The organism is Streptomyces sp. NPDC002698 (genome assembly GCF_042888945.1).
Lineage (GTDB): Bacteria > Actinomycetota > Actinomycetes > Streptomycetales > Streptomycetaceae > Streptomyces.
The window spans coordinates 26,806-48,044 of the sequence record NZ_JBIAQM010000028.1; the positions used below are offsets into that span (position 1 = coordinate 26,806).

The 21,239-nt window shown below is 70.2% G+C and carries 14 protein-coding genes; 4 read left to right on the forward strand and 10 right to left on the reverse strand.

Annotation, left to right across the window (positions count from 1 at the left end; translation table 11 throughout):
• The first annotated feature begins 18 nt into the window (after positions 1 to 18).
• The 3 genes from ACFYW9_RS30245 to ACFYW9_RS30255 all read left to right on the forward strand — a co-directional run bounded on the left by ACFYW9_RS30245 (position 19) and on the right by ACFYW9_RS30255 (position 4,347).
• A complete protein-coding gene (locus ACFYW9_RS30245; protein WP_389157016.1) occupies positions 19 to 921 on the forward strand; it encodes an ABC transporter substrate-binding protein in 903 nt (300 codons plus the stop codon).
• A 108-nt stretch (positions 922 to 1,029) separates the two neighbouring features.
• Complete coding sequence (locus ACFYW9_RS30250) at positions 1,030 to 2,655, forward strand: aromatic amino acid ammonia-lyase (protein WP_389156870.1); 1,626 nt, start codon at positions 1,030 to 1,032, stop codon at positions 2,653 to 2,655.
• 66 nt (positions 2,656 to 2,721) lie between these two features.
• Entirely contained in the window at positions 2,722 to 4,347 is a 1,626-nt protein-coding gene (locus tag ACFYW9_RS30255) for a serine/threonine-protein kinase (RefSeq protein WP_389156873.1), read from the forward strand.
• A gap of 59 nt (positions 4,348 to 4,406) precedes the next feature.
• Here the strand turns inward: ACFYW9_RS30255 and oxc are convergent, their stop codons facing one another.
• From oxc to ACFYW9_RS30280, 5 genes are all read right to left on the reverse strand, one after another.
• Complete coding sequence (gene oxc / locus ACFYW9_RS30260; RefSeq protein WP_389156876.1) at positions 4,407 to 6,158, reverse strand: oxalyl-CoA decarboxylase; 1,752 nt, start codon at positions 6,156 to 6,158, stop codon at positions 4,407 to 4,409.
• 199 nt (positions 6,159 to 6,357) lie between these two features.
• A complete protein-coding gene (locus ACFYW9_RS30265) occupies positions 6,358 to 6,570 on the reverse strand; it encodes a formate dehydrogenase subunit delta (RefSeq protein ID WP_389156879.1) in 213 nt (70 codons plus the stop codon).
• A gap of 1 nt (position 6,571) precedes the next feature.
• Entirely contained in the window at positions 6,572 to 9,442 is a 2,871-nt protein-coding gene (fdhF, locus tag ACFYW9_RS30270) for a formate dehydrogenase subunit alpha (protein WP_389156883.1), read from the reverse strand.
• Positions 9,439 to 11,091, reverse strand: a complete 1,653-nt coding sequence (locus tag ACFYW9_RS30275; protein WP_389156886.1) for a formate dehydrogenase beta subunit — start codon at positions 11,089 to 11,091, stop codon at positions 9,439 to 9,441. Before ACFYW9_RS30275 ends, fdhF begins: the two co-directional genes overlap by 4 nt.
• Positions 11,088 to 11,567, reverse strand: coding sequence for an NAD(P)H-dependent oxidoreductase subunit E (locus tag ACFYW9_RS30280; protein WP_389156890.1), 480 nt, complete (start codon positions 11,565 to 11,567; stop codon positions 11,088 to 11,090). Before ACFYW9_RS30280 ends, ACFYW9_RS30275 begins: the two co-directional genes overlap by 4 nt.
• Before the next feature lie 383 nt (positions 11,568 to 11,950).
• On the opposite strand from ACFYW9_RS30280, the gene ACFYW9_RS30285 reads away from it, so the two are divergent.
• Entirely contained in the window at positions 11,951 to 12,640 is a 690-nt protein-coding gene (locus tag ACFYW9_RS30285; RefSeq protein WP_389156893.1) for a GntR family transcriptional regulator, read from the forward strand.
• 47 nt (positions 12,641 to 12,687) lie between these two features.
• On the opposite strand, the gene ACFYW9_RS30290 is transcribed toward ACFYW9_RS30285, so the two are convergent.
• From ACFYW9_RS30290 to drmA, 5 genes are all read right to left on the reverse strand, one after another.
• Positions 12,688 to 13,542, reverse strand: coding sequence for an acyl-CoA dehydrogenase family protein (locus ACFYW9_RS30290; protein ID WP_389156896.1), 855 nt, complete (start codon positions 13,540 to 13,542; stop codon positions 12,688 to 12,690).
• 202 nt (positions 13,543 to 13,744) lie between these two features.
• Positions 13,745 to 14,296 (reverse strand): beta-class carbonic anhydrase, encoded by a 552-nt coding sequence (locus ACFYW9_RS30295; protein WP_389156899.1) that lies wholly within the window; start codon positions 14,294 to 14,296, stop codon positions 13,745 to 13,747.
• 314 nt (positions 14,297 to 14,610) lie between these two features.
• Positions 14,611 to 15,375, reverse strand: a complete 765-nt coding sequence (gene drmC / locus ACFYW9_RS30300) for a DISARM system phospholipase D-like protein DrmC (protein WP_389156902.1) — start codon at positions 15,373 to 15,375, stop codon at positions 14,611 to 14,613.
• The gene (gene drmB, locus ACFYW9_RS30305; protein ID WP_389156905.1) at positions 15,372 to 17,264 is read right to left on the reverse strand and encodes a DrmB family protein; all 1,893 of its coding nucleotides are present in this window, start codon (positions 17,262 to 17,264) and stop codon (positions 15,372 to 15,374) included. Before drmB ends, drmC begins: the two co-directional genes overlap by 4 nt.
• A complete protein-coding gene (drmA, locus tag ACFYW9_RS30310) occupies positions 17,261 to 21,091 on the reverse strand; it encodes a DISARM system helicase DrmA (protein WP_389156908.1) in 3,831 nt (1,276 codons plus the stop codon). Before drmA ends, drmB begins: the two co-directional genes overlap by 4 nt.
• Positions 21,092 to 21,239: the final 148 nt, after the last annotated feature.

Genomic DNA, 21,239 nt, shown 5'->3' on the forward strand with positions numbered 1-21,239 from the left:
GTAACCTCCGCCGTTTCCCTGCTGGTTGTGGCCGCTGCCGCACTGACGGGATGCGGCTCCTCCGACGACACCGACGGCAAGGACCCGTTGAAGGGCGACGCCGCCAAGGCCGGTACGGTCGTTGTCGGTTCCAACAACTTCCCCGAGAGCATCCTGCTCGCCGACATCTACGGCGAGGCCCTCAAGTCCAAGGGCATCAACGTCAGTTACAAGCTGAACATCGGCAGCCGTGAGACCACGTACGGTCTGATCAAGAACGGTACGATCACGGTCCTTCCGGAGTACAACGGCGCGCTGCTCGCCTACCTGGACGCCAAGGCCGCTCCGACGAGCGTCGAGGAGACCAACCAGGCCGTCTCGGCCAAACTCGACCCGAAGCTGTCCCTGCTGGAGTCCTCCGAGGCCCAGGACAAGGACGCGGTCGCCGTGAACGAGGCGACGGCCAAGAAGTACGGCCTCACGGGGAAGTCGACCATCGGCGACCTCGCCGACGTGGCGAAGGACCTGGTCGTCGGCGGCTCGCCCGAGTTCCAGACCCGGCAGCAGGGCCTGAAGGGCCTGAAGTCCGTATACGGTCTCGATTTCAAGAGCTTCAAGGCACTGGACGCGGGCGGCCCGCTGACCGTGGCGGCACTGAAGGGGAACAGCATCCAGGCCGCGGACATCTTCACGACGGACCCCGGAATCAGCAAGAACAAGTTCGTCGTACTGCAGGACCCCAAGGATCTCTTCGGGTTCCAGAATGTGACTCCGCTCACGTACAAGAGCGCTCTGCCCGCGGCCGGAGTCTCGGTTCTCAACGACGTCTCGGCGAAGCTCGACACCGAGACCCTGGTGAAGCTCAACAGCGACGTGCAGGAAGGCAGCAAGGACCCGCTGGACGTGGCCAAGAACTGGCTGGCCTCGGCGGGACTGAGCTGACGTCTGCACCGGCACCGGCAGCCGGATCAGTGCCCGGGGCCGGGAGGGTGTCCTCCCGGCCCGGCCTCCCGACGGCGACCGCGTACGGCTGAGGAGTGAACGTCCGTCATGCTCGAGCGCACGGCCGGCACCACCACCGGCGCCCCGGCCGCAGACCGCCCGGCCACCGGGAGCGCGTCACCGGGTGTCGTCCTCGACGGCCGGAGTCTCGACGCCGCCACCGTGGCCCGGATCGCCGATGGGGCGACGCCGCTCTCCCTGTGCCCGAAGGCACTCGAGGCGATGGAACGCACGCGCCGGGCGGCCCACCGGCTGGCCGCCGAGGGTGCCCGCGTCTACGGACGCAGCACCGGCGTGGGAGCGCACCGGGGACTCGCCGTCGAGGAACACGACGGCGCGGGCCACGATCTGCGGCTGCTGCTGAGCCACGCGGGCGGTGTGGGCGAAGCCCTGCCGGCCCGCCGGGTCCGGGCGATGATGGTGGTCCGCGCGAATCAGCTCCTGGCCGGTGGTTCGGGGCTGGGCCCCGAGACCGCCACGGCCGTCGCGCAGGCACTGCGAGCGGGAGTGCGTCCCCGGGTGCTCGAGTACGGGTCCGTGGGCACCGGTGATCTGACCGCGCTGGCCCGGCTGGGGCTCGCGCTCTTCGGACACGACACCTGGACACGGGACCGGGCGGTTTCGGAGAGCCTTGTCCCCCCTGACCCGTTCCCCGAGCGCCTTCCCCTGCGACGCGGGGACGCGCTGGCCCTGTTGAGCAGCAACGCCCTCACCCTCGGGGAGTCCGCTCTCGCCCGGCACGACCTCGGGGTGCCGCTGCGTGCCGCACACCTCGTGGCCGCGCTGGCCCTGCACGCGGTGGACGGCTCCCTCGAACCGTACGCGCCGGAGGTCCACGAAGCCCACGCGCACCCGGCGATCGCGGGGGTGGCGGCACGCGTCCGCCGGCTGCTCGGCGCGACGACCGGCAGGAACGCAGGTGTACCCGGGCTGCCGGACAGAACGCCGACACGGGTGCAGGACCCCTTCGGCTTCCGGTGCTTCCCGCAGGCCCACGGCCCCGCGATGGAGGCGTGGTCCGGCCTGGACCGGGTGCTGTCCATCGACCTCAACTCCGCCGCCGAGAACCCCCTCATCGGCTGGGACGACATCACGGACCGTCCCGTCGCCCGGCATCACGGCGGCTTCTTCACCGCGCCGCTCACTCTCGCGCTCGACCAGCTCGCCCTCGCCGTGCTCGGCACGGCCCGGCTCTCGGCGGCCCGGCTGTCCGCCCTGGGCCGTCCCGAACTGACCGGACTGCGCTCCTACTTGGCCGACGCCTCCTCGGCCGGGTCCGGGATGATGATCCTGGAGTACAGCGCCGCCTCGGCCCTCGCCGAGATACAGGCGTGCGCCACCCCGGCCTCGCTCGGGCATGTCGTGCTGTCCCAGGGCATGGAGGAGGCGGCGACCTTCGCGCCCCAGGCCGCCCGCAAGGCGCTGCGGGCGGCGCAGGCGTACCGGCTGGTCCTGGCCTGCGAACTCGTCGCCGCCGTAAGGGCGTTGCGGCTGCGGGGCACTCCGCCCGCACCCGGCACCCCGGCGGGCCGCGCCTACGCCCGCGCGGCGGCGGCACTGGACCCGGACATGCGGGACCGCCCCCTCACCGACGACGTGACCGTGGCCGCGGCCCTGCTGGACGGGTTCGCCGAACTCACGGGCGACGCGTGGGATCCCGCACGGCTGGGCTAGAGTCGGCGCGGTCCCCGGCCGGACGTTCTGCCGTGGGTGGGCTGTGCGTTGGGGGATGACGGCACCATGCGGTACGAGCACGTGGAACTCTCCGGGTACGAGATCCAGGAGGTCCTCGGCCGGGGCGGCTTCGCCACGGTCTACCGGGCGCACCAGGTGGCGGTGGGCCGGGAGGTCGCGCTGAAGGTCGACAGCAGGGTGCTGGCCTCGGACCGCGACCGGCAGCGCTTCCTGCGCGAGGTCACGGCCGCGGGCCGGTTGTCCGGGCATCCGCACGTGGTCCCGGTCTACGACGCGGGCGTCCTCGGCGACGACCGCCCGTACATGGTCATGGAGTTGTGTCCGGGCGGCTCGCTCGGCGAGCGCCTGCACCGCCATGGGCCGCTCGCCGTCAAGGAGGCCCGGGACATCGGGCTCGGCATCGCCGACGCGCTGGCCGCGGCGCACTCCGCCGGGGTGCTGCACCGTGACATCAAGCCGGGCAACATCATGGTCAACCGGTACGGCGCCGCCGCCCTCACCGACTTCGGGCTGGCCGCCATGCCCAGACCCGGCCGGGACCTGTCGGTGACGCGCGAGGCGCTGACCCCGGCGTACGCGCCGCCCGAGGCCTTCCATCTGGCCGAACCCACGACGACGGGCGACGTCTACTCGCTCGCCGCGACGCTCTACGCCCTCCTGCGGGGCCGCCCGCCGCACCACCCCGACGACGGCACCCAGCTCAGCCTCGCGGAGCTCATCGTCCGGCACACCTGGCCCTACGCCGACCTGCCGGGAGTGCCGGGCGCCCTCAACGAGGTGCTCCGACAGGCCCTGGAGACGGATCCGGCCTCCCGGATGCCGAACGCGTCATCCTTGCGGGACGCCCTGGCCGCCGTCGACGTCGACGGCGCCGTACAGGGCGGGTCCGGGCCGGTACCCCGTACGGCCACCACCCGTCCCGCCCATCGGGACACGCCCCCCACGTCCTACACCCTCCCCCCACCGCCCACGGACCCGCGGACTCCGGACCCGGCGCGGCCGGACGGCCGGCCCGCCGCCGGTGGAGAGGCGAGCACGGTGGCCGAACCGGCGACGCGCGGGTCCTCACGGTGGCGCCCCGGCCTGATCGGCGTGGTGGCGGCCGTGGTCTCGGTGAGCGTGTCCGTCACCTGGGTGGTCAACGAGTACGGATCGCCGGGCGGCCCCGGCTCCTCGGTGGGCGGATCCCCGCCCCCCAGCACCTCGGGCAAGGCCTCGCCGGGAGCCGGCGCGGCCTTCGGCGGCGTACGGACCACCCGGAGCGGCTGCGCGGCCGCCGACGTCGAAGGGGTGGGCGGCCGCTGTGTCACGACCCCCGAGTGCTGGAGCGGTATCACCGACGTCTCGGGAACCATCACCGTCAGCCGCGCCGACTGTCACGTCGCGCACGTGTGGCAGACCTTCGCCGTCGCCCCGCTGCCCAAGGACGGGACGACATACAACGCGAGGGATCTCGTCAGGCATCCCGACGTCAGGACGCTGTGTTCGCAGCAGGTCATGCGTGACTCCCTGACGTCCACGAGCCGTTCGGACGGCACCCGCTGGAACGTGGACGTCCTGCCGCCGACCGCCCCCCAGTGGGCCGAGGGGCTACGGGTGTTCCGCTGCGTCGCCGCGGCGGTCACGGACGACGGCGAGACCACCGGCAGCCACTTCGGCACGAGCGGCTGACCACGCCGGACTCCCGGTCACCGGACGCGGGCTCGATCGCGAGGAGGGGAGCTCGCGGCTCACCTCGCGGCGGACCCGATGTTTCCGCCTGTGATGCCCTTCGGGTTCAGGTGGGCGATGTGGCCGCTCTCGGTGCCGGCGGAGGGGTCGATGACGCAGTCGATAAGTGCCGGGCCGCCGGAGGCCAGTGCCTCGGTGAGGGCCGCGGTGACCTCGGCCGGTGTGGTCGCGCGGTAGCCCTTGCCGCCGAACGCCTCGATCATCCGGTCGTGGCGGGCCGCGGGCATCAGGGTGGTCGGGGAGGGCGCGTCGCCGAGGGGATTGACGTCGTCGCCGCGGTACACACCGCCGTTGTTCATGACGACCGTGACGACCGGCAGCCCGTACCGGCAGATCGTCTCCAGTTCCATGCCGCTGAACCCGAAGGCGCTGTCGCCCTCCACGGCGACGACCGGGGCGCCGCTCTCGACGGCGGCGGCGATCGCGTAGCCCATGCCGATGCCCATGACACCCCAGGTGCCGCTGTCGAGGCGGTGCCGCGGTACGTGCATGTCGATGACGTTGCGCGCGATGTCCAGCGCGTTCGCGCCCTCGTTGACGATGTACGTCTCCGGGTGCTCGCGCACGACGTCGCGTACGGCCTTCAGGGCTCCCATGAACTGCATGGGGTGCGGATCCGCCTTCAGCCGCTCCGCCATCCTCGCGACGTTCTGCGCCGACCGCGCGGCCAGTTCCGCGCGCCAGGCGGCGGGGGCCGCGATCCGGCCGGGCTTGGCGCGCTCGGCGATCGCGTCCAGCACCGACTCGATGTCGCCGACGAGCGGGGCCGCGATGGGCTGGTTGCTGTCCATCTCCCTGGCCTCGATGTCGACTTGGACGAACCGGGCACCGGGGTTCCACTGCGGTGCCCGGCCGTGGTTCAGCAGCCAGTTGAGGCGGGCGCCGACGAGCATCACGACATCGGCCTTCTTCAGGGCCAGCGAACGGGCGGTGGCCGCCGACTGCGGATGGTCGTCGGGCAGCAGGCCCTTGGCCATCGACATCGGGATGAACGGGATGCCGGTGGACTCCACGAACTCGCGTATGCGTTCGTCGGCCTGCGCGTACGCTGCGCCCTTGCCGAGCACGAGCAGCGGCCGTTCGGCGCCCGCGAGCAGTTCGACGGCCCGGTCCACCGCTTCGGGCCCCGGGAGCTGGCGCGGCGCGGGGTCGACGAGGCGGCTCAGTGTCCTCGCGCCCGCGTCCGCGTCCATGACGGAGCCGAGGACCGCGGCGGGGATGTCGAGATACACACCGCCCGGACGTCCCGAGACCGCGGTGCGCAGGGCACGGGCGATGCCCCGGCCGATGTCCTCCGCACGGCTCACCCGGTAGGCGGCCTTGCAGAACGGCTGCGCGGCGGCGAGCTGGTCCATCTCCTCGTAGTCGCCCTGCCTGAGGTCGACCAGGTGCCGCTCGCTGGAGCCGGAGATCTGCACCATGGGGAAGCAGTTGGTGGTGGCGTTGGCCAGTGCGACCAGACCGTTGAGGAATCCCGGCGCGGACACGGTCAGACAGATGCCGGGCTTCTTGGTGAGAAAGCCGGCGGCCGCCGCGGCGTGACCCGCGTTGCTCTCGTGCCGGAAGCCGATGTAGCGGATGCCCCGCGCCTGCGCGAGGCGGGCCAGGTCGGTGATCGGGATGCCGACGACGCCGTAGACGGTGTCGACGTCGTTCATCCTCAGCGCGTCGACGACCAGGTGATACCCGTCGGTGAGCTCGGTCCGCGCGTCGGCGTTCGCCGCGGTCTCCGGTGTCGAGGGAGCGGTCATGGTCCAGATCCTCCTTGGGCTGGTCCTGTCGGTTTCCGGTCCTGACGGTGATTGGTCCTAGGGGTGGCTGGTCCTAGGGGTGGCTGGTCCTGGCGGTGGCTGGTCCTGGCGGTGCGGCTGCTTCTCCCGCTCGCTCCTGCCTCCTGCCTCCTGCCTCTTGCCTCTTGCCTCCTGCCTCTTGCCTCTTGCGGCACCTCGCTCAGCGCATGAGCCGCACCGCCGCGATCACCAGCGGATCCAGGCCGTCGGCTCCGGCGTCGGCGTACGCGAGGAGCCGGGAACGCATGCGCGGGTCCCAGAAGCGGCCGATGTGACCCGCGACGGCCTCGGCGGCCGACTCCTGCGGCAGGTGACCGAGGTTCGCGGCGATGTCGTTCGCCATCCGGCGCTCGGGAGGCACGGTCGCCGTCATCTCAGTCCCCCACCGTGAGTACGTCGTCGTCGGCCGGCCGCGGCGTCTCGTCCCCGGCGCGTACGGACCGCTCGCCCCGAGCCCGCCGCGGTGTCCCGTCGTCGTGCCCGAGCGGACGGGCGAGCCCGACCTGGACCGCGGTCACCTTGTACTCGGGGCAGTTGGTCGCCCAGTCCGAGTTCTCGGTGGTCACCACGTTGGCGCCGGTCACGGGGTGGTGGAACGTGGTGTAGACGACGCCGGCCGGCATCCGGTCGGAGATCTCCGCCCGCAGGGTCGTCCGCCCGACCCGGCTGGCCAGTGTCACCAGCGCTCCGTCGGTGATGCCGCGGACCTCGGCGTCGTGCGGGTGCAGCTCCAGGATGTCCTCGGGATGCCAGGCGACGTTGCCGGTACGCCGGGTCTGCGCGCCGACGTTGTACTGGCTGAGGATGCGCCCGGTGGTGAGCACCAGCGGGAAGCGCCGGGTGCTGCGCTCGTTGGTCGGCACATAGGCCGTGACGACGAACCGGCCCTTGCCGCGCACGAATTCGTCGACGTGCATGACCGGAGTCCCCTCGGGAGCGGTGGCGTTGCACGGCCACTGCACGCTGCCCAGTTTGTCGAGCAGGCCGAAGGACACTCCCGTGAACGTCGGCGTGACCGCGGCGATCTCGTCCATGATCCGGCCCGGATGCTCGTACGCCATCGGGTAGCCCATGGCGGTGGCGATCTCGCACACGATCTGCCACTCGTGCCTGCCCGTCCTCGGCTTCATCACCGCGCGCACCCGGTTGATCCGGCGCTCCGCGTTGGTGAACGTGCCGTCCTTCTCCAGGAAGGACGCGCCGGGCAGGAAGACATGCGCGAACCTGGCCGTCTCGTTGAGGAACAGGTCCTGCACGACGACGAGTTCCATCGCCTCGAGGGCGGCGGTGACGTGCTGGAGGTTGGGGTCGGACTGCGCGATGTCCTCGCCGTGCACGAACAGACCGCGGAAGGTCCCGTCGATCGCGGCGTCGAACATGTTGGGGATGCGCAGCCCGGGTTCGGCGAGGAGGGTGCCGCCCCACAGGTTCTCGAACACCTCGCGGACTGCGTCGTCGGACACATGGCGGTAGCCGGGCAGTTCGTGCGGGAAGGAGCCCATGTCGCAGGAGCCCTGGACGTTGTTCTGGCCGCGCAAGGGGTTGACCCCGACGCCGTCGCGTCCGATGTTGCCGCACGCCATCGCGAGGTTGGCCATTCCCATGACCATGGTCGAGCCCTGGCTGTGTTCGGTGACGCCGAGCCCGTAGTAGATCGCGCCGTTGGGCGCTGTCGCGTACAGGCGCGCGGCGGCGCGCAGTTGGCCGGCGGGGACGCCGCTGATCTCCTCGGTGGCCTCCGGGCTGTTCTCGGGCCGGGCGACGAACTCCGCCCAGGCGTCGAAGCCTTCGCACCGGGTGTCCACGAAGGACCGGTCGACCAGGCCCTCGGTGACGACCACATGGGCCATGGCGTTGACGACGGCGACATTGGTGCTGGGCCGGAGCTGGAGGTGGTGCGCGGCCTCGATGTGCGGTGAGCGCACCAGGTCGATGCGGCGGGGGTCGACGACGATCAACCGTGCGCCCTCGCGCAGGCGCCGTTTCATGCGGGAGGCGAACACCGGGTGTCCGTCGGTGGGGTTGGCCCCGATCACCATGATGACGTCGGCCTCCGCCACGGAGCGGAAGTCCTGGGTTCCGGCCGATTCGCCGAAGGTCTGCTTGAGTCCGTATCCGGTCGGGGAGTGGCAGACGCGGGCGCAGGTGTCCACGTTGTTGTTGCCGAACGCGGCGCGGACCATCTTCTGGACGACGTACACCTCCTCGTTGGTGCACCGCGACGAGGAGATCGCGCCGATCGAACCCGATCCGTGGCGGCGCTGGATGTCCCGCATCCGCCGGGCGACCGTGCCGATGGCCTCGTCCCACCCGACCTCGCGCCAGGGGTCGGTGATCCTGTCCCGGACCATGGGCTTGAACACCCGGTCGGGGTGGGTGGCGTAGCCGAAGGCGAACCGGCCCTTCACACAGGAGTGGCCCTCGTTGGCGCCGCCGTCCTTGTACGGCACCATGCGGACGAGTTCGTCGCCGCGCAGCTCGGCCTTGAAGGAGCAGCCGACACCGCAGTAGGCGCAGGTGGTGACCACCGACCGGGTCGGCATGCCGAGTTCGACCACCGACTTCTCCTGGAGCGTGGAGGTCGGGCAGGCCTGGACGCAGGCTCCGCAGGAGACGCACTCGGAGTCCATGAACGTCTCCGCGGCGCCGGGCGAGACCTTGGAGTCGAAGCCGCGTCCCTCGATGGTGAGCGCGAAGGTGCCCTGGACCTCGCCGCAGGCGCGCACGCAGCGGGAGCAGGCGATGCACTTGGAGGGGTCGAAGTCGAAGTACGGGTTGGAGGTGTCCTTCTCGGCGTCGAGGTGGTTCTCGCCCTCGTAGCCGTACCGCACCTGCCGCAGCCCCACCACGCCCGCCATGTCCTGGAGTTCGCAGTCGCCGTTGGCGGGGCAGGTGAGACAGTCGAGGGGATGGTCGGAGATGTACAGCTCCATGACGCCCTGGCGGAGCTTCTCCACCTTCGGTGTCTGGGTCCGCACCGTCATCCCGTCCGCCACCGGAGTCGTGCAGGAGGCGGGGGTGCCGCGCCGGCCGTCGATCTCCACCACGCACAGCCGGCAGGAGCCGAACGGCTCCAGGCTGTCGGTGGCGCACAGTCTGGGTATGTCGACCCCGGCGAGCGCGGCGGCGCGCATCACCGAGGTGCCCTCGGGGACGGTCACCGCCAGCCCGTCGACCTCCACCACCACCGTGGCCTCGCCGGGCCGTTCCGGGGTTCCGAAGTCGGGTTCCTTGAGCAGTGTCATGACGTGGCCTCCCTCCTCGCGCCGCTCGGCCGGCGGGAGTCGGCCTCCCGGCCGGCCTCACGGGCGAGGAAGTCGTCGGGGAAGTGGGTGAGGGCGCTCCGTACGGGCATCGGTGTCAGCCCGCCCATCGCGCACAGCGAGCCGTCGGTCATCAGGTCGCACAGGTCTTCCAGGAGCGCCAGGTTCTCGTCCGGGTGCCGGCCGGCCACGATCTTGTCGATGACCTCGACGCCGCGTACCGAACCGACCCTGCACGGTGTGCACTTGCCGCAGGACTCGGCGGCGCAGAACTCCATCGCGAAGCGGGCCTGGGCGGCCATGTCGACGGTGTCGTCGAAGACGACGACACCTCCGTGGCCGACCATCGCGCCTGCCTCCGCAAAGGCCTCGTAGTCCATCGGCAGATCGAACATCGACGTCGGCAGGTAGGCGCCGAGCGGTCCGCCGACCTGCACCGTGCGCACCGGACGCCCGGAGAACGTGCCGCCCCCGTAGTCCTCGACCAGTTCGCGCAGGGTGACGCCGAACGCGGTCTCGACGATGCCGCCGTGCGCGATGTTGCCGCCGAGCTGGAAGACCTGGGTGCCGCGCGAGCGTTCGACACCGAGTTCCTCGTAAGCCCGCGCGCCGTCCGCGAGCACGACGGGGACGGTCGCGAGGGTGAGCACGTTGTTCACCACGGTCGGTCTGCCGAACAGGCCCTCGATCGCCGGGATCGGGGGTTTGGCGCGGACCGTGCCGCGCTTGCCCTCCAGGCTCTCCAGCATGGAGGTCTCCTCGCCGCAGATGTACGCGCCGCCGCCGACGCGGACGTGCAGCTCGAAGTCGAGCGCGGAGCCGAGAACGCCCTTGCCGAGCCAGCCGTGTTCCCGTGCGATGCCGATCGCGGCCCGCATGGTCGCCACCGCGTCCGGGTACTCCGAGCGGATGTACAGGTAGCCCTCGCTCGCGCCGACCGCGTGCGCGGCGATGATCATGCCTTCGATGAGCATGAACGGGTCGCCCTCCATGACCATCCGGTCGGCGAAGGTGCCGCTGTCGCCCTCGTCGGCGTTGCAGCAGACGAACTTGAGCTCGTCCGCGCAGTCGAGGACGGTCTTCCATTTGACGCCGGCAGGGAAGCCCGCGCCTCCGCGGCCGCGCAGGCCGGACGCGGTGACCTCGGCGACCACGTCAGCGGGCGGGCGTTCCAGCGCGGCACGCAGTCCGGCGAGGCCGCCGTGCGCCAGGTAGTCGTCCGTGGACAGCGGGTCGGTGACACCGACCCGGGCGAAGGTGACCCGGTTCTGCCGGGCCAGCCAGGGGAGCCGGTCCACGACACCGAGCCGCAGCGGATGGTCGGCGCCGTCGAGCATGCCGGAGGCGATCAGGTCCTCGACGTCGGCCGGGGCCACGGGTCCGTATCCGACGCGCCCGTGCGGGGTCACCACCTCGACGAGGGGTTCCAGCCAGAGCATGCCGCGTGATCCGTTGCGTACGACGTCGAGGGCGAAGTCGCCTCGCACGGCGGCCTGTCGCAGGGCGTCCGCGACGTCGTCCGCGCCGACGGACCGGGCCGCCGAGTCGCGGGGTACGTAGACGGTGGCCGTGGGGTGCGTCGTGTCGTCGGCCTCGTCGCTCACGACGGGAACGCCGGCCTCGTCCCTCATGACGAGACCTCCCCGTTCAGCATCGGGCCCAGCCGGGCAGGTCCGACGCGGCCGTACAGCCGGCCGTTCACCTCGACCGACGGGCCCAGGGCGCAGTTGCCGAGGCAGAAGACCTGCTCGACGGTGACGGCGCCGTTCGCGCTCGTCTCCCCGAGGACCAGTCCGGCCTCACGGACGTAGGTCACCAGGCCGTCGGCGCCGAGCGCCTGGCAGGCCTCGGCCCGGCAGATGCGCACGGTGGTGCGTCCGGCCGGTTCCGCGCGGAAGTCGTGATAGAAGGTCACCACTCCGTGGACGTCCGCCCGGGAGAGGTTGAACTCGTCGGCGAGCACGGGAATCGCCTCCTTGGGCACACACCCCAACTCGGCCTGTACGGCATGCAGTACGGGCAGGAGCGCGCCGCGTCGATCCCGGTGAACGGCCGCCGCCGTCCGGACCACGCTCTCGACCGTCACGTCACTCACGCTTGCCGTCATGATCGCTCCGCCTTCCGTCGTGCGGGTCCCCGGCGATGCGTGCGGGAGACTTGAACACTACCCCATACAGGCTTCTGTATACAGAACTCAATCCGAATCAACCCTCCTGCTCCGCACGGCAATTGACCGCTCGGGGCGACAGCGACGGACACCGCGGGCGGCGGAAGGTACCCGCCGAGGAGCGCCCCGCACGCCGACGCCACCTCGCCGGCGGGTGCCACCGGCCACCGGCGGCACCCCGGCCGACCTGGGATCGCCTCCCGGCAACCCCCCATCCTGCATACGAAAACCTGTATGCTGACGCAGCCGTCGGCGACCCTCTCGGCGGCCACCTCTTGGCAGAGCCGTCGGCCCCGCGGGGCCGGTGGCGGAACGGGGCTCCCATGCGCGAGGCACTCACGGCCGCCGCGGCCCGGCGCGTCACCCGCCCGGCACCACTGCGGCAAGCGGTGTACGACGCCCTGACCGAGCTGATCGTCAGCGGCTCCCTCAAGCCCGGCCAGCATCTCGTCGAGGCCGAGCTCGCCGAGCACCTCGGGGTCAGCCGCCAGCCCGTGCGGGAGGCGCTCCAACGGCTCCAGACCGACGGCTGGGTCGACCTGCGCCCCGCCCAGGGAGCCTTCGTCCACTCCCCCACCGAAGAAGAGGCCGCCCAACTCCTCGGTGTCCGCGCGGTTCTGGAGACCTACTCGGCCCAACTCGCCGCCCAGCACGCGAAACCCGAGGACGTCGAGCGACTCTGGACGTTGCACCAGGAGGGAGTCGACGCGCTCGCCGCGAGCGACATCGAGCGGCTGGTCGCGGCCAACACCGCGCTGCACACCTTCATCACCTCGATCGCCGACAACGCCGTCCTGGCCGAACTGATCGCGGGGGTGAGCCAGAAGGTGCGCTGGTACTACACGCCGATCGCGCGGCCCCGCGGCAAGGAGGCCTGGAACGAACACGCCCAGCTGATCAGGGCCATCGCCAAGGGCGACTCCGACCGCGCCGGCGAGGTCATGCGCAAGCACACCGAGCGCACCACCGGCTTCTATCGCAAGCAGCTCGCCGCCGGGGCGAACCAGGACTGACCGAGGGGCGCCTCGCACGGGACTCATCACCCACACCGCCCGCCAGCTCACGCCGCGGGCACCGGCCGGAGGCCTTCGCCCCCGGGCTTAAGGTCGCCGCCGCCGGACCGGAGAGCATCGGCGCCCGGCCGGAAGGTGTCGGCGCCGTAGCCAGGTCCGGGCAGTGCGCCCTCGACGGCGGCTCCCAGTTCCAGCAGCCACGGCCGCACGCTGCCCGTCAGGACGTCGAGCCCTCCACCGTCCCGTCCGAGCATCACGTCGGCGGGAACGAGCACCGGATCCGCGTACAGGGTGGAGGTGGCACTGCCGCCGGGCCCTCCCCCGGCGGGCCGGTCCGGGACGAACAGATCCGCGGCCTGCGCCGGAACGACCCACAGCGTCAGACCGTCCCGCCCCGCGAACGGTCGCGAGGACCAGAGGTAGCTGTCGGCCTCACCCGCCGCGACCACCTGCCTCTTACGGCCCCGCAGGGCGACCACGTCCGCGAAACGGACAGCGCCCGAGCGGGGCTCCCCGAACTCCCTCCCGTACGGCTCACCCTCCTCCGCCTCTCCGGATCCGCCCTCGGACAGGGCGAGGCCGACGAGGTGCCGTCCGGCGGCGACCTCCTCCCGCACCCAGGAACCACCACAGGACTCGATGGCGGCGACCGCGGCGAAATGGGACGCGAGCACGGCGGCGGTCGCCGGGCAGACACGGGCGGTCCGCGCGACCACGTCGACGGCCTCGGACAGCCCGAGCCCACCGCCTCCTGACTCCGGAGCGACGGTGAGACCGAGGAGCCCGGCACGGCCCAACGCCGACACGGCATCCCGGGGGAACCTGCCTTCCCTGGCAGCCGGTTCGGCTGCGGGCGCGACGACTTCGGCCAGGACGACCGAGAGAGAAGTGCGATAGGACAAGGGAGGCCCCCTCCGCGCGAACAGCTTCCCACGGGAACTGCATACAGTATGCAGCCAGATACCGAAGCGCACCAGGGAGCTGCGGAGGCGAATCCAGGAGGGCCGCGCCCTCACCGCCGGACGACGACCGGTACACCCGGCGGCGAGCGCGCGGCGACCGGCGACCGGCGACCGGCGACCGGCGACAAGAGCACAGCGCGGCTCAGACCCGCGGGTCGATCTCCCTCAGCAGCCCGGTCGTGACGTCGAAGACGAAGCCGCGGACATCGTCGGTATGGGGAAGGAACGGCGACGTACGGACACGCCGCATCGACTGCCGTACGTCCTGGTCGACATCCCGGAACGCCTCGACCGCCCAGGCCGGTCGCTGCCCGACCTCCATCTCCAGCTCGTGCCGGAACTCCTCGGTGATGCTCTGCAGCCCGCAGCCCGTGTGATGGACGAGTACGACGCTGCGGGTCCCGAGGGCACGCTGACTGATCGTCAGTGAGCGGATGGTGTCGTCGGTGACGACACCGCCCGCGTTGCGCACGGTGTGGCAGTCGCCCAACTGGAGTCCGAGCGCGGCATGGAGGTCGATCCGGGCGTCCATACAGGCCACGACGGCGACGCGCTGGACAGGGCGGGCGTCCCTGCCGGTATCCACGAACCCGGCCGCGTACGCACGGTTGGCCGTCACGAGCCGGTCTGTGACCGTCCCGCCGCCCTGAAGACGATCGGCGGACGGGACGGATCGGGGTACTGGAGTCGACATGGCGGGCTACCTCACTCCGGTAGACAGCGAAAAGACCACTCATCACGTCGCGAACACAAGATCGCGCCCACAGCAGGAACGCCGTGGACACGACCGCATCGATGATGCGTTCCCACTCGATGCTCCCCCAGGCGCCCACCGCGGAGCGGGGACCCGAGGTCGGAGGAACGCACGGAGGATACCTACCCACATTTTGTATGGGGTATGGGGTATGGGGTGGACGATATCCTCAAACACGCTTCTTGCCCGGGTGACGCGAAGACGTGTCGAGGCGGTTCTCGGGAGCCTGCTCCAAGGATCGCCGACCGAGGCGTTCAAGAACGAAGGGGCCGGAGGATTCCGAGCCGTTGCAACTCCACGATGTGCTCGGCCGCACGCCGTGGGGCTTCGCCACCAGTCACCAGCACCCCCGCCTCGATGTTGCGCCGCGCCGCCGACTCCGTCAGGTTGGCGCTGCCCAGGTAGAGCATGCGCCGGTCGGCCACCGCGAGTTTGGCGTGCTGACGCGAGTGAGCGTGGCCAGCCGAGTCACGTGCCCAGTGCCAGAGTCGCACCCCGGGCACGGAGGCAAACGCGTCGGCCGGTTCCCGGCCCGAGAGAAGTCCGCGCGCGCCGGCCAGCGTCTCCACCACTACGTGGGTCTTCACCCCCCGTGCCACAGCCTCGGTCAGCGCCCGTGTCAGCGCCGGGTACGGTCGGGCCGCGTACGTCATGGCGAGCAGTTCATCACTGGCCTCCTCGATGACCTCGATCAGCACGCGCGCAGTCGCCCGTACAGGTACCGACGGCGTCGAGGGGCCGCTCCACACCGTCCGGACCTGAACCGCGTTCCGGGCACGCAGCGTGGCTGCCACGTAGCCCCGGACATAGGCGGCAGCCTCCGTCACCGGAACCGACTCCGTCCGCACCACGTCGTACAACTTCTCGACGACCGCACTGATCCCCGGTGTCGCCAGTTCCGTCAGTGCCCTCTCCCGGGTCCGCCCTTGGGCCAGCAGGCCCGCGAGATCCTTGGCCCGCGAAAGGCCGAGTGCCATAACAGCAGCCTCGGCGGCGGCCTCGAACTCCTTCCTGCTCACGACAGCAGGGTGACAGGCGTCAGTACCTGATCCTTGTCCCCGGTCAGCGGCACGAGGAAGCGACGGTCCAGGAACCGGTTGCCGCGCTCGCACGTGGTCTCCGAAACGAAGAGACAGACATGACATGCGGCACCGTGCAGATAGTCACCCGGGTCGTGCGGCAGGCGCTCGGAGCAGAGCGGGTCGGCCGAGCAATGCCCGGCGTCGGTCAGAGCACGACGGACGATCCGGTCGAACTCACGCTCCTCGGCGAGGGAGACAAGCCCGCCCAGAGTGCCCTCCGAGTCCGGAACAGCGGTGTAGATGAGAAGTCCCGCCCTCGGGTTCTCTTCGTCTCCCGCGTAGATCCGCTCGGCGAGCGAGGCCGAGTTGTACCCGCATTCGAGGGCGATCGTACGGATCAACAGGTGGGAAAGGGTGTGCAGTGCGATGTAGCGCGCCCCGGGCCAGCCATAGTAGGGGTCGAAGTCACTTGTCTTGCGGTCGGACTTCCGGTTGGAGCGGAAGCGGCCGAAAGCCTCCCGGTGGGCTTCCATCTGCGGCGACTTCTCCATACGTGCGACCCAGTCGGCCATGAGGTCGTCCCGTACACGCACGAAGATGCCCTCACCGCGCACCTCGCTGGCAGGCACCCAGTTCTGCGCACCGCGTGAGAGGTCCACCCGGGACGCGATCTCCGGTGACTCAGGGTCGGGAGCGTCCAGCCGGGTGAACCCGATCAGGGCGCGTGCCTCGCGCAGTCGCTCGACCTGGCGGATGTCGGAGAAAAATTCGTCAAGGGCACTCGGTACGGAAACCTCCCGCATGGCGAAATCGTCGCTGGGCGGTGGAATGGAACCGGACAGCGCGTCCCATTCGGGGCCGAAGAGGTCGGCCTGGACATCGGGCGCGGAGGGAGCCGGCGCGTCGGCTCCCTGCTTGCGCGCCACGATCGCCGCGACGACCGCGTCGGCGTCGAACTCCTTGAGGAACCCGAACTTGGGCATGCTCGCCATGAAGTCGAACTGGCCACGTTCGTTGATGATTTGCAGGTCGGGCCAGTGATCGTCGAGGAGCTTGTCAATGTCTCCGCCCCGCCCCTTCGGCAGGGCCAGAGCGCTGAGGGTGAGCGGGAACCACTGGTTGGACGCGCCCGCCACCATCAGGACCGGATCCTGACCGCAGCCGTTCGTCTCGTACGTGCCCAGGTGAGGGTGACGTCCTCGGCACCCGGGCAGGTTGCGGCGGCCACGCTCGCCCATCGCCTCCCGGATATTGCGCTTCACGCCGCAGGCCACGCATTCGATGGTCACGTTGGCGGCCTGGTTGCCGCCGTGGTCCTTCATCCGCAGCTTGGGGCGCGGAGTCTTGGCACAGGCCTGCCCGTGATGGACGTACGCCGTGTACGGAAACTCGTCGAGATGGCCGACAGTACAGACAAGGGTGAAACGGGCAGCCACGGCGAGAGGCTTCCCCCGCTTGCAGTCATGGACGAACTTCGCCTCGTGCGGCGTACGCGGATTGGAGTTGATGAAGGCGAACTCGGCCGAGTCGACGGCGGCGAGCACATTGCAGGCCGTGCAGCGCAGCCATTGGGGGAATGGTGTGACGGGTACCCCGACCCCCTGTGCGGCCCACCCTTTGGGGTCCGTGTCCCCGCCCTCCAGCCATGGGGCGGCGCGCAACTGCTCGACCTGTCCGCGCCCGTAGCGCTGGAGGGACCGGTTGACGGCGGCCCTCAGCCGAGGTTCGTCGATGTCGTAGTCGGTGATGCCGGAGTAGCTCCAGGAGTCGAGTCCCTTGACCAGAACCGAGAAGTTCGGCAGGTCGACGAGGGAGCCGATACCGGCGGTGAACATGAGGTGGCTCGGACGAACGGCGCCGACCCTGCGATTACCGTTGGCACTCATCGCTGTCCTTTCTTGGCCGCATCGGCGCTGGTCGGTCCGTACTCGTCACTATCCACGGTGGCTGCCATGTCTTGGTCGGCGTCGAGATCGGGGTCGGACGCTCCGAAGTTCCAGACCGGGCCCCCACCCGAGGGTTCCTCGAGGAAGGCCCCTCCACCAGGCAGGAGGAGGTTGATCTCGTTCTCCGTCTCGCGCATCGACATGCCGACGGTCAGCTCTGTCCACTGGGTACCGTCCGCCCGCCTCAGCAGCCCGCTCACGATCGTCGTCTTGCGCTTCTCCTTCCGGTAGCCGAGGGCCGAGCTGTTCTCATCGCGCTTGCGGCGCCACTCGTCCTTCAGCCGGTCCAGGCGCTCGCTCAGATATTGGCGGGGCAACTCGCCCCCCACCCGTTCGGCCCGTTCCAGGAACCGACGCTCCACTTCCTGGGCGATCGGCCCGTCGAGATCGACGTGATGAGCGTCCAGGTTGCGTGACGTGTCGTACGACGCCTGACGCAATGCGGCCACGTACGTGGCGGCCACGCCCCGGTCCAGGGCCCGGCGGGTGAACGGGGTGACGGAAAGAGCTTCGACCTGCCGATAGAACGTGGCGTGATAATGCTCGAAGTCTTCGTAGTACGCGAGGTCTCGGGGACGAGACCAGTTGTAGAGGGTCACCACGAGGCCTGGGCGTCTGGCGTCACGGCCGACTCGCGAGGACGCCTGGATGTATTCGGCGGTGTTCTTCGGCTGACCGACGACCAGCATCAGCCCGAACCGTGAGACGTCGACGCCGACCTGCAGCATGGAGGTGGCGAGAACGACATCGACGGCCTGTCTGGCCGTGGGCGTCATGGCGGCACGGGGTTCGCGCTTCTCCTTCATGGCGGTCGCGTATTCGCGCAGGAAAGCACGCCGTCTGTCCGAGGTGTCGCGCTCCGGATCGAAGCCGATCTCCAGGCGCTTGAGGGCCGCACCGATGTCTGAGGAGGAGATGCGCGAGGTCAGTTCCTGGATGCTGAGCATGCCCGCTCTGCTGACGATGCGATCGGCCAGCGTGTCCTGGCCGCGGCGACTGCCGTTGGAGCGCACCCGGGTGGTGATGTCGTCGTCCATGTACCGGCGCATGCCCGCGAGTTCACGGGTCGCGTTGAAATAGCCGACCAGGGTCATGTACGGGTCGGCCGGCTTGCCGTAGTCGTCGAAGAGCTGCTGTGCGGCGAGAAGCAGGATCTCGGCGACCCGGATCTCGGCCGCCTTGAGACGGGTGCCGTGCGCGCACACGCCCAGATAGCGGCGGCCGGGGTTCTCCCGGCTCAGCTCGACCTGTCGGGAGAAGAAGGTGTCACCGACGTCGAGCACCTGCGGAGGGAAGACCGCGACCTTGCGGCCGAAGACGCCGAGCACCTGATCCGCCGCCCGTTTGGTGGTCGCGGTGGATGCGACGATCTTGGGCCCGACCTCGCGGCGCTGTCCGTTCCTGTCGGTGACGCTCCACGTGCAGAGCTGGTCGACGGCGGATTCGAAGAGGCCGACGATGGTGCCGAGCGCGCCGGAGATCAGATGCAGCTCGTCCTGGATGATCAGGTCCGGAGGCCGAAGCCGGGTCACCGGCTGCGCGGTGACGCCGGGAAGGTCGCCTTTCGCGTTGTGGCGGCTTCCGCAGCCGGTCTTGGCGTCCAGGTCGTCGTGACGGTAGCCGTGCCGGGGACAGAGCTCTGTGACCCTGCCGAACAGCAGACCGGCGTACCCGTTCCAGGGGAGCTGGGCGAACTTGTCCACGGTGGCGATCAGCAGTGCGGGGGCGAGCCGGTAGATCTCCTCGTCGACCGTGAGGACGGGGATGCCCTCACCCGGCGACTCACGCCGCGAGAAGGGACAGCGGTCCTCTCCTTCCGCACGCGGGCAGTACAGCAGGACGCGACGCCGTGCCTCGTCGTACTCCATGTGGGAACGGGCCGTCAGCCCGCTTCCGCACCAGGGACAGGTGAGGACCTGAAGCACTCGCGCGTGCTTGTCGCTCGCGCTCTCCCTGGCGCCGGCGATCTGCTCCTTGGCCTCGTCGAACCAGTTGGGCGAGACGGACGTTCCGACCCAGAGTCCGATGCGGAACGGAGTCGCGCCCCAGCGGACGTCCCGCGCGAACTCCTCGCGCCGCAGCACCTCGCAAGCGCTCACCAGAGCGGCGGCACGTTGGAACTGCTGGGCGGTCAGGAGGCGCAGGGTGTAGCGCATGAGGACACCGACGCCGGCCTCACCGCTGCGTGCCTCCAGTCCCGAGCCGAGGGTGCCCTGCAGGCGCCGCAGCGCGAATGTGTAAGCGGCGAGGCCGAGGTAGGCCTCGGTCTTGCCGCCACCGGTCGGGAAGAACAGAAGGTCGACGAGTGCTTCGCGGCCGGTCCCCCGGTGGGGGTGTCCGGGCTGAGTGAGGGAATCCAGGTTCAGCAGGACGAAGGCAAGCTGGAACGGACGCCAGCTCGCAGCCTCCTTGCCCTTGGCGTGAATCTCGTCGTACGCCTCCTGGTACGAGCTGTGGTCGTCCTCGCGCCCGGCGCGGGCGGCGGCGACAGCGGTGTTGCGCCGCTGAAGTGCCATGGCACGGTTGGCGAACCGGAATGCCTCAAGAGCGGTGTCGTCGGCCACGAGCCTGTCGATGCCGAGTGTGATGCGGTCGCAGATCTCCAGTGCCTGCTCGATGGCGACGCCTGCCGATTCGCGCAGGTCGTCGGGGAGCGACCGCGCCTTGAGGCGCTGCTGTTCGAGCCACGTGCCATAGCCGTCGGCCAGCGGTGCGAGTGCGGCGCTGAGTTCGTTCCGCCGGGCCGGTACCGCGAGCGCGGCGAGTTCGTCCATACCGAGCTCGAGCCCGCGGAGGAGATCCTGGTCCTCGAGCGTCGGCGCGGTGGTGGCCCGGACGTCGTACTCCGGGAGCCAGGTGGTGGTGAGCCGATGCGCATTGCGCTCACCGTCACGCACATGCGCGTGTACGGCGACGTTTCGACCCTTGGCATGGCTGAGGCTGTCCCGGTAGAGCAGGCGGAGCCGACGGTCCTCGGAGTCCTCAGGGGCATTCCCTCGGTTCGCGACGTCGAGAGGGTCGTCCACCGGCAGGAAGATCGCGGCCTGGTCGTCGGGAAACGCGGTGATGTCGATCTCGGTCTGGAAGAGCCAGTGGGCATCGCGGGCCTCACGGCTGTCCTGCTGCCGGTTCACCAGGGTCAGTTCGACGACACGTAGCTCTTCGGCGCCCGCACGACCCGCATGGTGTCGCACCTGTACGTCGAGGACGACGGCTTCGCCTTCCAGCTCGACGATACGGCCTGCCATGCTGGTCACATCGATGTCCACCGGACGCTCGACCGGCTCGCGCGACCACACCCTGCGAGTCGTACCGCGGTCCGTGGCTTCCTCGGACTGGGTGTAGCGGCCCCAGCGGACCTGGGCACTGAGCGTGCCGACGGAGGCGGGAACCGTGAAGGACAACCCCATGGACGATGCCCAGATGTGGCCGGCCGCCTGCGGGGTCAACCTCTCCTGGAGCTCACCGTCGTCGCCCTCCTGCTCGTCACCCGAGTCGCCGTCCGCGCTCTGGGCGGCCGCGAGGGCGATCTTTTCGCCGGTGACCGACTGCGACTGCGGCCCGAGCATGCCCACGAGATAGCGGTCGCGCGGCCCGGAGGAGGCGTTGGAAAGGACCTCGGTCTCGCCGTCCCAGGGCCCCTGGAGGTCGCGGCGGACGTAGGTGACGAGCCCGTCCCGCACGACGTACGAATCCCCGGCACGAAAGGTCTGAGGTACTTCGTCGAGCGGGTGAGGTACAGCGGCCTGGGCAGGCTGGGCCGGCATGGGCAGAGTCCTTCCGGACAGGTCCGACGGTCACGAGCGTGAATCGATGCTACGACAACATCAGCAATATAGACCGTTGACTGAGTTCACACAATGATTATGTGATGCTCCGTCGCTCCGGGTGGAACAAGTCTCTAGGCTGGGGCCC

Excerpts from the sequence above, each read along its gene's own strand:
- drmA (WP_389156908.1), bottom strand. The coding sequence starts at position 21,091 with ATGCCGGCCCAGCCTGCCCAGGCCGCTGTACCTCACCCGCTCGACGAA.
- ACFYW9_RS30280 (WP_389156890.1), bottom strand. The coding sequence starts at position 11,567 with ATGACGGCAAGCGTGAGTGACGTGACGGTCGAGAGCGTGGTCCGGACG.
- drmB (WP_389156905.1), bottom strand. The coding sequence starts at position 17,264 with ATGAGTGCCAACGGTAATCGCAGGGTCGGCGCCGTTCGTCCGAGCCAC.
- ACFYW9_RS30265 (WP_389156879.1), bottom strand. The coding sequence starts at position 6,570 with ATGACGGCGACCGTGCCTCCCGAGCGCCGGATGGCGAACGACATCGCC.
- fdhF (WP_389156883.1), bottom strand. The coding sequence starts at position 9,442 with ATGACACTGCTCAAGGAACCCGACTTCGGAACCCCGGAACGGCCCGGC.
- ACFYW9_RS30255 (WP_389156873.1), top strand. The coding sequence starts at position 2,722 with ATGCGGTACGAGCACGTGGAACTCTCCGGGTACGAGATCCAGGAGGTC.
- oxc (WP_389156876.1), bottom strand. The coding sequence starts at position 6,158 with ATGACCGCTCCCTCGACACCGGAGACCGCGGCGAACGCCGACGCGCGG.
- ACFYW9_RS30250 (WP_389156870.1), top strand. The coding sequence starts at position 1,030 with ATGCTCGAGCGCACGGCCGGCACCACCACCGGCGCCCCGGCCGCAGAC.
- ACFYW9_RS30275 (WP_389156886.1), bottom strand. The coding sequence starts at position 11,091 with ATGAGGGACGAGGCCGGCGTTCCCGTCGTGAGCGACGAGGCCGACGAC.
- ACFYW9_RS30285 (WP_389156893.1), top strand. The coding sequence starts at position 11,951 with ATGCGCGAGGCACTCACGGCCGCCGCGGCCCGGCGCGTCACCCGCCCG.
- ACFYW9_RS30295 (WP_389156899.1), bottom strand. The coding sequence starts at position 14,296 with ATGTCGACTCCAGTACCCCGATCCGTCCCGTCCGCCGATCGTCTTCAG.